The organism is Synergistota bacterium, assembly GCA_025060595.1.
Taxonomy (GTDB): Bacteria; Synergistota; GBS-1; order GBS-1; family GBS-1; genus 42-11.
In genome coordinates this window covers 79,899-93,861 of record JANXBX010000006.1, presented here as the reverse complement: position 1 = coordinate 93,861, position 13,963 = coordinate 79,899, and the positions used below count along the sequence as shown (strand labels likewise).

11 protein-coding genes are annotated in these 13,963 nt (G+C 42.5%); 10 read left to right on the top strand and 1 reads right to left on the bottom strand.

Translation table 11 applies throughout. The annotated features are described in order from the left end of the window. Positions 1-5 precede the first annotated feature (5 nt). From NZ900_05645 to NZ900_05620, 6 genes are all read left to right on the top strand, one after another. Complete coding sequence (locus NZ900_05645) at positions 6-917, top strand: peptidase (GenBank protein ID MCS7233569.1); 912 nt, start codon at positions 6-8, stop codon at positions 915-917. A gap of 153 nt (positions 918-1,070) precedes the next feature. Further along, positions 1,071-2,159, top strand: coding sequence for an Ldh family oxidoreductase (locus NZ900_05640; protein ID MCS7233568.1), 1,089 nt, complete (start codon positions 1,071-1,073; stop codon positions 2,157-2,159). A gap of 71 nt (positions 2,160-2,230) precedes the next feature. Next, a complete protein-coding gene (locus tag NZ900_05635) occupies positions 2,231-2,896 on the top strand; it encodes a GntR family transcriptional regulator (protein MCS7233567.1) in 666 nt (221 codons plus the stop codon). A gap of 26 nt (positions 2,897-2,922) precedes the next feature. Then, positions 2,923-3,768 carry a fumarate hydratase gene (locus NZ900_05630; GenBank protein ID MCS7233566.1) on the top strand — a complete coding sequence of 282 codons (846 nt, stop codon included), beginning with the start codon at positions 2,923-2,925 and terminating at the stop codon, positions 3,766-3,768. A 14-nt stretch (positions 3,769-3,782) separates the two neighbouring features. Further along, complete coding sequence (locus NZ900_05625; protein ID MCS7233565.1) at positions 3,783-4,334, top strand: Fe-S-containing hydro-lyase; 552 nt, start codon at positions 3,783-3,785, stop codon at positions 4,332-4,334. A 13-nt stretch (positions 4,335-4,347) separates the two neighbouring features. Continuing rightward, a complete protein-coding gene (locus NZ900_05620; GenBank protein MCS7233564.1) occupies positions 4,348-5,697 on the top strand; it encodes an NADP-dependent malic enzyme in 1,350 nt (449 codons plus the stop codon). Positions 5,698-5,749: 52 nt separating this feature from the next. Here NZ900_05620 and NZ900_05615 read toward each other — a convergent pair whose 3' ends face one another. Next, positions 5,750-7,768: a methyl-accepting chemotaxis protein gene (locus NZ900_05615; GenBank protein MCS7233563.1), complete on the bottom strand. Its 2,019-nt coding sequence runs from the start codon at positions 7,766-7,768 to the stop codon at positions 5,750-5,752. A 165-nt stretch (positions 7,769-7,933) separates the two neighbouring features. Between NZ900_05615 and NZ900_05610 the strand changes: the two genes are divergently transcribed. The 4 genes from NZ900_05610 to NZ900_05595 all read left to right on the top strand — a co-directional run bounded on the left by NZ900_05610 (position 7,934) and on the right by NZ900_05595 (position 13,950). Further along, the gene (locus tag NZ900_05610; GenBank protein MCS7233562.1) at positions 7,934-9,952 is read left to right on the top strand and encodes a GAF domain-containing protein; all 2,019 of its coding nucleotides are present in this window, start codon (positions 7,934-7,936) and stop codon (positions 9,950-9,952) included. A gap of 67 nt (positions 9,953-10,019) precedes the next feature. Further along, a complete protein-coding gene (locus NZ900_05605) occupies positions 10,020-11,399 on the top strand; it encodes a TIGR00366 family protein (protein MCS7233561.1) in 1,380 nt (459 codons plus the stop codon). Between the two features lies 1 nt (position 11,400). After that, positions 11,401-12,744: an amidohydrolase family protein gene (locus tag NZ900_05600; protein MCS7233560.1), complete on the top strand. Its 1,344-nt coding sequence runs from the start codon at positions 11,401-11,403 to the stop codon at positions 12,742-12,744. A 3-nt stretch (positions 12,745-12,747) separates the two neighbouring features. Then, positions 12,748-13,950, top strand: coding sequence for a M20 family metallopeptidase (locus NZ900_05595; GenBank protein ID MCS7233559.1), 1,203 nt, complete (start codon positions 12,748-12,750; stop codon positions 13,948-13,950). Positions 13,951-13,963: the final 13 nt, after the last annotated feature.

Sequence of the window (13,963 nt, the reverse complement as noted above, 5' to 3'; positions counted from 1 at the left end):
GAGTTATGTTCGATCGGACAAGAGCGTTTTTAAAGAAGCTTGGTTTACCTGGTTCAGATTCGTGGGATTTACCTACTTCTAATATGAGGTTTCCGGATGGGGCTCACTTCCGTATAGAGGTTCCCACCGTTAACTCTGCTGAGGCTTTGAGGGCCCTTTTGGATACTGCTAAAAGTTTGGGAATAACTATAAACCGTGTTGATGATACGTTCGGTATGATGCGTTACACCGCTAAGGAGATAAAGGAGTTTGTTGCTATTTGTAAGGATAATGGTATAGAGCTTAATATGTCTGTTGGTCCCAGAGCTACTTATGATACGAGCGCTACCATGTTAACTTCTCAGGGTGTTAGAATCGGTTATAGGCTAAGGGGTGCTGAGCAGCTTGTCAGGGCCATTGAGGATGTTTTGCGTGGTGTTGAGTTGGGTGTTAGGGGAATATTGGTTTATGATGAAGGTATGCTCTGGGTACTAAATGAGATGAGAAAGGCCGGAGAGCTTCCTAAGAATGTGAGGTTCAAGGTATCCGCTCACTGTGGACATGCTAATCCCGCGTCCTTCAAGTTGCTTGAGAATCTAGGTGCTGATTCTATTAACCCTGTTAGAGATATGCAGCTTCCCATGATAGCTGCCTTAAGACAGGCTGTTAAAGTTCCCTTGGATGTTCATGTAGATAATCCTCCAGCTTCTGGTGGTTTTATAAGGGTTTTTGAGGCTCCTGAGATGGTTAGAATAGCTGCTCCTATACATCTTAAGACGGGTAACTCCGTTGTTAGCGCTCATGGTGTAAAGACGACCGCTCAAAATGGTAAAGATATGGCTTATCAGGCTGCTCTAACTGTCGAGTTTGTGAGACGCTACTATCCTGAGGCTGTTCAGAGTGCGAACGGTCAGCCTGATATGGCTATTCCTGAGTAAAGAGATATCAACCCTTCGGGTTAGGATAAACATAATAAGATCGAGAGGGGGAAGTGATAGCGTAGCGATCCCCACCCCCCTCCCCCCTCCTTTTTTTATTTTACTTTAATTGATATAATAGCCTCTTGAAAGGTTCTGAAGGAGGTAAATAAAATGGAGTGCCTTATGAGTAATGTTGAGGTGAAGATGGATAGTTTGCGGAGTTTTTGCTCTTCCCTGTTGTCTTTAGTAGGAGTTCCTCAGAAGGATGCTGAGCTTTTCGTTGATTCTTTAATTTTTTCTGAGCTTAGAGGAGTAAAGTCTCATGGTATAGCTCGCCTTCCAGTTTATATTAAGAGGATAAACTTGGGCCTCATGAACCCTAAAACGGATATAAGGGAGGTTTCCTCGCGGGGGGCGGTTATACTTGCTGATGCGGGTAATGGTATAGCACCTGTTGTTGGATGTTGGGCGATCGATAGATGCATTGAGCTTGCCGGTAAATATGGTGTTGGAGTTGTAGGAGTTAGAAATTCTAATCATCTAGGAAGCTTGGCTTACTATGTTATAAGAGCTACTAAAGCTGGCATGATCGGTTTGGCCATATCTAACACTGCTCCAGCAATGGCTCCGTGGGGTGGGAAGACTCCTCTTTTTGGGACCAATCCTATAGCTATAGGTATACCAGCTAAGAACAAGCTTCCCATTGTTCTTGATATGGCTACCTCTGTAGTTGCTCGTGGAAGGATAAGATTGGCGGCTTTAAAAGGTGAAAAGATTCCTTTAGGTTGGGCTATAGATGAGAATGGATTGCCTACTGATGATCCGGTTAAGGCTTTGAAAGGGACTTTGCTTCCAATAGGCGGGCCTAAAGGTTATGGTCTTGCCTTGATAATAGATCTGTTAAGCGGCTTGTTGACAGGTTCGGCTTTTCTTGAGGATGTAGGAGCAAATGATGACTTTTCTAAGGTGATGAGAATAGGCCATTTATTTATGGTTTTGGATCCGTCAGTTTTTGTTCCTGGAGATTTCGAGACTCTCGTTGATGATTACATCAGAAAGGTAAAATCTTCTCCGACCAAAGAAGGGGAAAGGATTTATATGCCAGGAGAGATAGAGTTTCTAAAGGCGGCTGAAAGCGAAGGTAAAGACGTGCTTTTGACTTCTGAAGTGTTGAAGGAATTTAAAGATGTGTGCGAAAGAATAGGTGCCTCAGAGCTCTTTAATAGGTTTTTAAGTGAAGCAAGGAAAAAGGAATTATAGAGTTCATTAAAATAAAAGGGTTGATTCGATGGTAGATTAGGAGGGGGATTTGAGAAATAGGGGGGGTTGCAATGAAAAGGGGTAAAAGAGGATCGTCTTCCTCGGCTGAGGCATTAACCTTCGAAGAAGTATTTAATAAGGTTTACACGTCGCTCGTTACAGGTTATTTTCCAGAAGGAATGAGACTGAGAGAGGCTGAACTTATGGAGAAATTCGGGATATCAAGGAGGATTGCGAGGAAGATCCTTGAGAGACTTGCTTATGAGGGACTTGCAGTTTTAGAGGTAAGAAAAGGCGCTGTAATTGCTCCTGTGTCTGAGAAAACTTTGGCAGAGTGTTTTGAAGTTCGTGAAGGGCTAGAGATCACGGCTATTAGGCTTGCTTGTACTAGGGCAAGCGAGAAGGATATCGCTGAGCTGGGTGACATAATAAAAGAGATGAAAGATGCCTTAGAGAAATACGATTTTGTTCGTTACTCTGAGCTAAATAGTAAGTTCCATGATAAAATAATAAATCTCGCTAATAACTCCGTTTTGAAACAGCTTTATGAGCGTGCTAATGTTCATCTTATAAGATATAAGTTTCGCTCTCTTCTTACTGCAGGTAGAGCTTTGGACTCTTTGAGGGAACATGAAAAGATTTGGGAAGCTATAAAGGAAAGGGATCTTGTAAAGGCTGAGGAAGCAATAAGAGAGCATATACAAAATATATCCAAGAATGTGCTTTCTTCCCTTTAGCTCTATGTAAAGGAGGAGTGATCTGTGTGAGGGAGCTTCATGTAAACGAGATTATTCCTGTCATTGAGAAGATGTGTATAGAAGCTTGTAATATATTGCCCTCTGATGTTATGGATGCTATTAAAAAGGCTTACGACATTGAAGAATCCCCTATTGGTAAGAATATTCTCAATCTCCTTGTGGAAAACGCTCTCGTTGCTGCCAAAGAGGAGGTTCCTATTTGTCAAGATACAGGTATTGTGCTTGTTTTCGTTGAGTTAGGTCAGGATCTTCATATAGTTGGCGGTAATCTCTATGATGCTATAAACGAGGGTGTAAGGCGCGGCTATATAAACGGCTATTTGAGGAAATCTATTGTTGACGACCCGATCTTTGAGAGAAAGAATACGAAGGATAATACCCCTGCCGTGATTTACACTGATATCGTTCCTGGAGATAAACTTAAGATAGCTGTTATGCCTAAAGGTGGCGGTAGTGAGAACATGTCTCAGGTTAGAATGCTAATTCCAGCGGATGGCCCTCAGGGAATAAAGAAAGTTGTTTTAGAGGCTGTTGAAAAGGCTGGCCCTAATCCTTGTCCTCCTATATTAGTTGGTGTGGGTGTCGGCGGGACTATGGATAAGGCGGCGGTTCTCTCGAAGAAAGCTTTACTTAGAAAGGTAGGAGAGTTTCATCCGAATCCTAAAGTAGCTGCTCTTGAGAGGGAGATTTTAGAGGAAGTAAATAAATTAGGTATAGGTCCTCAGGGATTGGGTGGTAGAGTAACTGCTCTGGCAGTTAACATCGAGATGTATCCGACGCACTTGGTTGCTTTGCCTGTGGCAGTCAGTATTCAGTGTCATGTTGCAAGGCACGTTGAGGTAGTCCTTTAAGGGGGTGCTAACGCATGGTTAAAAGGATAACTACTCCTTTAACGGATGAAGTGGTTTTAAGCCTTAAATCGGGAGATGAAGTGTTGCTCTCTGGTGTTATATATACTGGTCGTGATGCAGCTCACAAGCGCTTATTTGAGATGATATCTCGTGGAGAAAAGCTTCCCGTTGATCTTCAGGGGCAAGTAATTTATTATGTTGGACCTTGTCCCCCTAAGCCTGGTCAGGTGATAGGCTCTGCTGGTCCTACCACGAGCGGTAGAATGGACCCTTATACTCCTACGTTAATAGAGCATGGGTTAAAGGGTATGATAGGTAAGGGGTTAAGAAAGCCTCAGGTTATTGAGGCTATGAAAAAGCATAAGGCAGTTTACTTTTTAGCCATAGGTGGACTTGGAGCTTTGCTTGCAAAGCGCATAAAGAAAGCAGAGGTTATAGCCTTTCCAGATCTCGGGCCCGAGGCCATATACAGGCTTGAGGTGGAGGATTTTCCTCTGATAGTGGGTATAGATGCTAATGGTAACGATCTTTATGTAGAGGGAGTAAAGAAATATAGAGTGCTTTAAGGGAGGGATACAGATGTTAACTAAGGAGGAGCTCTTAAAGAAGGCGAGCAAGCCAGCTGAGGATGCGATGAGATTGCACAAGTTTTACCGCGGTAAAATTCAAACTGGCTTAAGGTGTGCTGTAAGAAGCATCGACGATTTTGCTATTTGGTATACTCCTGGTGTTGCTGCTCCATGCAAAGCTATTCAGGCTAATAAGGAGCTTGTGTATGAGTATACCTGGAAGTGGAATGTAGTTGCTGTAGTAACTGATGGGACAAGGGTATTAGGATTAGGTGACATAGGTCCTGAAGCTGCCATGCCTGTTATGGAGGGTAAGTCTCTGCTCTTTAAGTACCTTGGTGGAGTTGATGCTGTTCCTGTGTGCCTTGATACTAAGGATCCCGATGAGTTTATTAAGACCGTTAAATACCTTCAACCTTCCTTTGGTGGAATAAATCTCGAGGATATAGAACAGCCTAAGTGTTTCTATATACTTGAGAGGTTAAGAAATGAAATGGAAATACCTGTATGGCATGATGATCAGCAAGGTACCGCCGCTGTGGTATTAGCTGGCTTGATTAACGCTGCTAAGATAGTAGGGAAGAAACTTCAGGATATGAAAATAGTCATTTTAGGTGCAGGTGCTTCCGGTATATGCACTGCGAGGCTTCTTATGGCTGCTGGCGTTCCTGGTGGAAACTTAATACTTTGTGATTCTAAGGGTACCCTTCATAAGGGTAGGACCGACATAGAAAAGAACAAAGATAAGTTTAAGGAGAAGTGGGAGATGTGTGAAAAGACCAACGCTGAAAAGGTGGCTGGGGATGCCCAAGCCGCTATGAAGGGTGCCGATGCATTAGTAGCTCTTTCCACCCCTGGGCCTGATACTGTGAAGAAGGATTGGGTAAAGGGTATGGCTAAGAATGCAGTGGTATTTGCTTGTGCTAACCCTATTCCTGAGATATGGCCATGGGATGCTAAGGAGGCGGGGGCTAAGGTAGTTGCAACAGGAAGATCTGATTTCCCAAATCAGGTTAATAACTCTCTTGGTTTTCCAGCCATATTCCGTGGAGCGTTGGATGTTAGAGCTAAAACTATAACTGATGAGATGTGTATAGCTGCTGCTACCGCCTTGGCTGACTATGTTGAGAAAAAGAATCTTCTTTCAGAGGATTTTATACTTCCTACCATGGAAATGTGGGAGGTATATGTGGAGGAAGCCGCGGCTGTCGGACTTAAGGCTATAGAGCAAGGTATAGCGAGGGTTAAGCTTACTCGTGAGGAACTGCTTAAGAAGGCGGAAGAGGCGATAAAGTCGTCAAGGGAAATGGTCAAGCTTTTAATGGAGTCGAAGATAATCCCACCTGCTCCAGAAGTTTAAGTAAAGGTTGAATTAAAGGCCTCCCCTTTTAAAAGGGGAGGCCTTATTTATTTTATGCTACCTTAAACTTCCTTATCATCTCCTGCAGGCTCTCAGTTATGGAGGATAGCTCTTCTGCAGAGGCACTGACGTTCTGGCTTGAGTCCGCTTGCTTCTTTGATACCTCAGTAGCAGCTTCAACCTGTTGAGCTATAGAGGTTATGGATCTTGTAGCTATGTCTAGAGCGCTACTCATCTCTTGAGTAGCTGCGCTTTGTTCTTGAGCTGTTGCCGCTAGGCTCTCTATTTGAGAGCTCATTCCTTCTATCTCTCTTAATATACTTAAGAGCTTATCTTTCACTCTTATGGAGCTTTCCATAGCCTTTTCTACCGCTTTTGCAGTTTCAGATGTGGCTAGGCCTGCAGTTTGAGCCCCTTGCTTTATTTGGTTTAGTATCTGGGATATCTTATTTGTCGCCACTTTGCTCCCTTCAGCAAGCTTTCTTATTTCATCAGCTACAACGGCAAATCCGCGACCAGCCTCTCCTGCGCGAGCTGCCTCGATAGCGGCATTTAATGCTAATAAGTTAGTCTGTTCAGCTATAGAGCTTATAGTTTGGAGTATATCTCCGATGTTTTTGGCCATTTCGGAAAGCTCAGATACCGCCCTTTCTGTATCTTTAGACTTTTCCTTAGTTTGATTTATTACATCAACTATAAGCTTTATGGCTTCCTCTCCCTCTTTAACGGCATTATCAACCTCTTTTGCCCTTTCCGTTAAGTCCTGTGCGGCTTTTGAGAGGTTTTGAGCGCTTGATGCTATCTCTTCGATACCAGCATTGACCTCTTCTATGGATGCAGAAGCATCTTGCGCTGCCTTGTTTATTTCCTCCATTTGCGCTACAAGCTCCTCACTTGCTGTGCTTACATTTTCTGCTATAGTTGCGAGGTTTTCTGCCGAGGATGTTACCTGATTGGATCCTTCACTTATGGTCTTTAAAGATTCTCTTAAGGAATTCGCCATTAGGTTTAATGCCTGAGCTATTTGGGCTACCTCATCTTTACCCTTTGCCTGGAAGCTAACCGTTAAATCTCCCTTACCGAAGTTTGCCACCTTCTGGGCAAGCTCCTTTAAAGGCTTGGATATGGAAAAGCTCACAAGGAGGATTATTAAAGCTGTTGCGCCTATTAATATTCCCAAAAGCACTATTATGTTTCTTACTATGCCTGCACTATAAGAATATAGCTCCTTCTCAGGCATGTCTACTAGGAAAGCCCAGCCCTTAGCGACCTTGATGGGAGCATAGAAAGTTAAATTAGTAGATCCATTAGGTAGAGTAACTTTGGTGTATCCTGTTTTGCCGTTTAGAATGTCTCCTGATGCTTCCTCAAGTCCCTTAAAGTTAGCTTTGGAGGCCTCGCTTATCTTAAGCTTCATGAGATATTCCTGGCGAGGATGCGCTACAACAGTTCCGCTTGCGTCTACTATCCATCCATATCCCGATTTTCCTAACTTTATTTCCGAGGCTATCTTAGAAAAGGTGGTAAGAGGTATGGCTGCAAAAATTATTCCCATAGTATTACCCTTTTCATCTTTCACTGCTTTAGCAATTACAAAGACAGGTTCATTTGTTACTCTTGAGATAATAGCGTTTCCGATATGGAGATCTTTACCTTGCTGAAATATTTGCTTAAAGTATTCTCTATCTTTTACATCTACAGTTGAGTCAGGGGTGGTCGGGCTTGCGGCCTTTCCCGTAGCATCAGCTATAAACAAATCTTGGAATGGTTTATTCTTTATTCTTGGCGGAAGGTAGTTTTTTAGCAGATTATTCCAGTCACCGCTCTTTAATGCATCCTTTACCGCATTCGTTCCTGCAAGCCAGTCCATGTCATTTACTACGCTCTTAAGCCACTCATCAATTATGTTAGCTCCTTTAACAGATAACTCAAGCGACATGTTTTCAACTATGGAGGCAATTGAGAAACTCAGTCTTTTTTCAGTAATAAATGTTATAATAGTTGATAGAGCTATGGTGGGAAGAAGTAGAAGGATTAACATCTTTAACCTGAGGCTTTTAATACCGCTCATAACTGAATAACCTCCTTTAAGGTTTTGGAGATATTTGTTGCGAAATCTCCAAAATTATATTGTTTTGATTTTGAAACTCTGTTGAAATGACCAGGAAGATTTTAATCTTTGTTTTTTCTTCTGTCAATAAGCTCTTAAAATTTTATGTCATGAGGGGGTATCTTGATGAGAGGTGAGGTCGATTACGGGAGCGACTTAAACAAGTTAAAGGCTCTTTTAAATTTAGCTCAAGTGATCATTCTCACCCTTGATAGGGATGGAAGGGTGACCTTCATCAATCGCAAGGGTTGTGAGATTTTAGGTTGTAGTGAAGAGGAGATTTTGGGTAAGAGCTGGTTTGATAATTTTCTCCCTCAGGAGATTAGAAAGGATGTTGAAAGGGTCTTTCAAAAGCTAATTAATGGGGAGCTTGAGCCAGTTAAGTATAATGAGAATCCGATACTTACTAAGGATGGCAGAAGAAGGCTTATAGCCTGGCACAATAGCTTTTTACGTGATGAGTCTGGTAATATAGTGGAAATTATAAGCGCTGGAGAGGATATAACTGAGCTTAAAACATATGTTAACTCAATGACTAATATGTATAACCTGGCTAAAGAGCTTATATTGGAAGATCTAGATTTTCTTAAGAGGGCGAGAATAGTCGTTAAAAGCTGTGTTGAACACTTTGGCTCTTATATGTCTCTGATAGGTTGGGCTGAGCCCGATGGACGGGTAAGGATATTAGCTAATTATCCTGAAGGTCACCCCTATTTCGATGGTCTGATAGTACGCTGGGATGATAGCCCTTATGGTATGGGTAGCGCTGGTAGGGCAATTAGAAGCGGTCTTCCTCAGGTTATAGAGGATATATATAAAGATGTTTTCTTCAAGGTATGGGGGGATAGGGCTGAGCCCTTCGGTATTAAAACGGTTGCCTCTTTCCCTATGATAAGTAAGGAAAAGGTCTATGGGGTTTTAACCTTGTACTCTAAGGAGCTAGGCTTCTTTACGAAAGAAAAAGTAGAGGTCTTTCAGGCCATTGCTAACTTTGCTGCCTCTTCTTTGGAAAGCGCTAGACTCTTTGAGGAGTCTCAAAAGAGGCTTAATAGGCTTCAAGCTTTAAGGAACATAGATAGGGCGATAAGTGGTAGCTTAGATCCAAAGTTAACGATAAAGGTTGTTCTCGAGGAGGTGGTAAATCAGCTTGGCGTTAACGCTGCTTCTGTGCTTCATCTTGATCCTTGGGTTATGGAGTTGGGGATCAATTGCTGTGGTTTCGGTTTCACTACCAGGAATTGGGAGAGGATCCGAATCAGGGTGGGGGAAGGATTAGCTGGAAGAGCTATCCTTGAAAAGCGAGTTCTGTGGCTAGAAAACGCGGATGAGGATCCGGTTAGGGGAAGGCTTATGAGAGAAGAGGGCTTTAAAAGCTATGTTGTTGCTCCACTTATAAGTAAGGGGAAGGTCCTGGGAGTTTTAGAAATTTTTAAGAGAAGTTTTATTGATGTCGATGAGGAGTGGCTTAGTTTCCTTGAAACCTTAGCTGGGCAGTTGGCAATAGCTATAGATAACATTGAGCTTTTAAGATCCCTTGAGACCACCAATTTTAAACTGATTCAAGCTTATGAGGCTACTATCGAGAGCTTGGCTAAGGTGCTTGAGCTTCGAGATAGGGAAACCGAAGGGCATAGCGAGAGGGTAACGGAATTAACGGTTAAAGTGGCGAAAAAGCTCGGGATATGCGGGGAAGCTCTCCTTCACATAAGAAGAGGGGCGTTGCTTCATGACATAGGTAAGCTCGCTATTCCAGATAGTATATTATTTAAACCTGGTAAGCTGAGCGAGGAAGATTGGGAGATAATGAAAAAGCATCCGGTTTATGCTTATGAGCTTCTCTCAAAAATAGAGTATCTTCGGCCAGCGTTAGAAATCCCCTATTATCATCACGAGAGATGGGATGGAAGCGGTTATCCTAAGGGCTTGAAGGGAGAGGAAATCCCTATTTCAGCGAGGATATTTGCTGTAGTTGATGTTTATGATGCTTTGATACATGATCGTCCCTACAGAAAAGCATGGAGCAGGGAAGAAGCCATCGATTATATAAAAAGAGAAAGCGGAAAGCTTTTTGATCCTAAGGTAGTTAAAGCTTTTCTTGAAGTTTTGAGAGAGGAGGGAAATGGTACAAAGAATAGTATATATTGACATAGCTAAGTTTTTAATTTATCATTTTTGCAGAAATATTTTATTTTAGAGAGGAGGGGAAGTTTAGATGAGAGTCCGTGTTCCTCACACCTTTGTTTTGCTCTTTTCCTTAGTGGTGATAGCTGCTATTCTTACTTATGCTCTTCCAGCTGGGGAGTTTGATAGGGTAAAGGATCCGAAGACTAATAAGACTGTGGTTGTTCCTGGAACCTATAAGCTGGTTGATCCTAATCCTGTCGGTTTCTTTGAAACCTTTATTGCCGTTCAGAAAGGGATGATAGATGCAGCTGAGGTCATATTTTTCGTCTTCATCGTTTATGCTTCCTTCTATATGGTTTTGAAGACGGGAGCATTGCACTCCTTTATAGGTTTCTTGCTGAGAAAGCTTGAGGGCAAAGAGATATTTATGATTCCTGTCTTCATGTATTTCTTCGCCCTATGCGGATCTGTTTTCGGTATGTTTGAAGAGGCCTTAGGCTTCGTTCCCCTTTTTGTTGGACTCGCTATAGCTATGGGTTATGATGCCATAGTTGGTTTAAGCATGGTTTGTTTTGGCGTTGGTATGGGATTTGCTGCAGCTTTTATGAATCCGTTTACCGTTGGTTTGGCTCAAAAGTTTTCGGAGTTACCGCTCTTTTCAGGTTTGGGCTTTAGGATCGTAAGCTGGTTTACCTTTGTAACTTTGGCCGTTTGGTGGACCATAAGATATGCCAGAAGAATTAAAAAGGATCCTAAGAAGAGCTTAATGTATGGCTTAGATATGGGTGTGTTAGCCTTAAGGCATGATGAGCTTATAGTTAGGGAGTTTACACTAAGGGAAAAATTAATTTTTGGTATTGTTATCTTTACAGTGGGCTTGCTTATTTGGGGAGTTATAGAGCTTGGTTGGTATTTCAATGAGTTAGCGGGTTTATTTTTAATTATGGGCGTTGTTTGTGCCCTAATAGCTGGTTTTACTCCTAATAAGATTGCTGAGTCCTTCCTTGAAGGTGCAAGAGATATAGTTTTTGGGGCGCTTGTTATAGGACTCTCAAGAGCGATACTCATAGTTATGAGAGAAGGACGAATAATAGATACCGTTATATACGGTTTGTCAAAACCTCTTGAGGGACTTCCTCCATGGGTTGGAGCTGAGGGTATGCTTGTTGTTCAAACAATAATAAACTTCTTCATACCTTCTGGTTCAGGACAGGCCTCTGTTACCATGCCTATTATGGCTCCCCTATCTGACTTGCTTGGCATAACGAGGCAAACTGCTGTTTTAGCCTTCCAGTATGGAGATGGTTTCTCTAATCTCCTTTGGCCTACGACTCTTCTCCCGGTCATATGTAGTATAGCTAAGGTCCCTATAGAAAGGTGGTGGAAGTTCTTTACTCCTTTCTTCCTGTTAATATTCCCTGTTCAAATGCTTTTTATAGCAATAGCTACTTTCATAGGATATCAGTGACATGATTTATGATTTAGCCATAATGGGAGATAAGGTCTGGGATGGTGAGTCCCAGACCTTTAAATCTGCTCTTATATTAATAAAAGATGTATATATAGAGAAGGTTGCAGATCTAGAAGCCGAGGTGAATGCTAAGAGGGTTATTGATGCTACTGGTCTTGTTGTTTCACCTGGCTTTATAGATACTCATATGCATGTAGATGAGGATCCTTCTGATCCTTATACGGTACAGAAGTTGCTCCTTCTTCAAGGTGTAACTACTGGGATTTCTGGAAACTGCGGCTCTGGTGCTTTGGTTAGAGAAATAGAAAAGGTCGTGAAAGATAAGTATATCAACCTTGGCTTTTTAACGGGTCATAGAGCCTTAAGGGAGTCTATAGGTATAAATGATCCTTATAGGTGTGCCAGTCCCTCTGAGATCGAGGCCATGAGAGAGATATTGAGAGAAGAGTTAAGACATGGTTCTTTCGGTTTTTCTCTCGGTCTTGAATATACTCCATATGTTGATAAAGATGAGATATATGGTCTAGCTTGGGTTTTAAGGGAATTCGAGAGGAGATTCATTTCTATACATATAAGGTATGATGGTCCAAGGTGTATTGAGGCAGTGAAGGAAGCCATTTCTTTAGCTAAAGATGTTAAGGTGAGAGTTATTATATCTCATTTAGGGAGTATGACGGCTTTTGGCTATTCTAAAGAGGCCTTAAGATTGATTGAGGAAGCGATATCGGAGGGTGTGGATTTGAGATTCGATAGCTATCCCTACTCTGCCTTTTGTACCTACATAGGTTCGGCTGTTTTCGATCCTGGGTTTGAGGAGAGGTGGGGTAAGGGGCTAGAATATATAGAGGTGGCAAGTGGAAGTTTCAGGGGGCGTAGGCTTGATCCCGAGCTTTTTAGCTTTTTAAGGCAAAATGCGCCAGAAACGTTGGTTGTTGCTCACGTTATGAATGAAGATGAGATGAGGCTTTGTATCCTTCACCCCATGTGTGCTATAGCTTCTGATGCTGTTATAAGAGGTGGTTGGGGACATCCCCGGGCATCTGGTGCCTTTCCTAGGGCGTTGTTGTGGCTTAGGGAAGCGGGATTTAGTTGGGAAGAGGCTTTAAGGCATGCTACAACGATTCCCGCAGATAATGCCTTCATGGAATATAGAGGAAAGATAAAGGAGGGCTTTTATGCGGATATAACCATATTTGATCCTAAGGAGTTTAAAGATATGGCTACCTTTAAGGAGCCATTAGCTTCCCCAAAGGGTATAAGGTATGTTGTGGTTAATGGAAAGGTTTCTGTGGAAGATGGGAAAATTATAGAACCGCCAGAAGGGAAGATCATAAGGAGGTAAATCATGGAAAAATACAGAGGGCTTTTTAACGAGATTGATAGATTAGTAGAGGAAAGCGCTCAGGAGGCCATAGCCTTAAGTGATTACCTTGCGGATAACCCTGAGCTTTCCGGAGAAGAGGAAAGATCAAGTAAGATCCACATGGATCTTCTTAGAAGACATGGATTTGATATGGAATCGCCATTTATAGGTATACCCTATTCCTTTATCGGTAAGGTGAAAAATGGTGATGGTGCTAAGGTGGTTCTTTTAGTGGAGTATGATGCTTTACCAGAGATTGGTCATGCTTGTGGTCATAACGTTCATGGTGCTATGTCCACATTAGCTGGGATAGCTTTGATAAAACTCTTTAAAAGGGGTGAGCTAAGAGGGGAGCTTTTAGTCATAGGTACTCCTTCTGAGGAAACGAGCGGGGCCAAAGTTTTGATGGCTGAAAGAGGAGTTTTTGATGATGTGGACTTAGCTATGATGATCCATGCGGGTGGAGGTATAAGTTTTGCCAAATATCGTTCGTTGGCTCTTGATGCCATAGAGTTTGAGTTTAAGGGGAAATCCTCCCATGCTGCTTCAGCTCCTTGGGAGGGTAGGAACGCTTTAAATGGTCTTCAGCTTTTCTTTCATGCTATAGATATGTTAAGGCAACATGTGAAGCCGGAAGTTAGAATGCATGGTGTTATAGTTGATGGTGGTAGTGTTCCTAATATAGTCCCGGAAAGGGCTGTAGCGAGGTTCTACTTTAGGGCACCATGGAGGGGTTATCTTAAAAGACTCGTTGAGCAGGTCTTTAATTGCGCTAAGGGTGCTGCTTTGGCTACAGCTACAGAGGTGACTTGGCGAAACTATGAGTTTAGCTTTGATAACATGCTTCCAAATGAGGTGGCTGAGAGGCTTTTCGAGGATATATTACGTGATCTTAAGGTTGAGCTGTCCGAGCCACCAGGTCCTATGGGCTCATCAGACATAGGTAATGTCAGTCATAGATGTCCAGCCATTCAACCTGTCTTAGATATAACTGGAAAGAAGGTACCTCTGCACACAAGGGAATTCTCAGAGCTTACTAAATCTGAGAGAGCTCATGAGGCCATAGTTTTAGGCGCTAAAGCCTTAGGAAGAATGGCTATTCTGGTTCTTAAGGACAAGGATATTAAAGAGGCATTAAGGAGGGCTTTCATAGAGGCTAAGAGGAAGGAAGAAAGCTTACCTTGAAAAGCGAGCGATA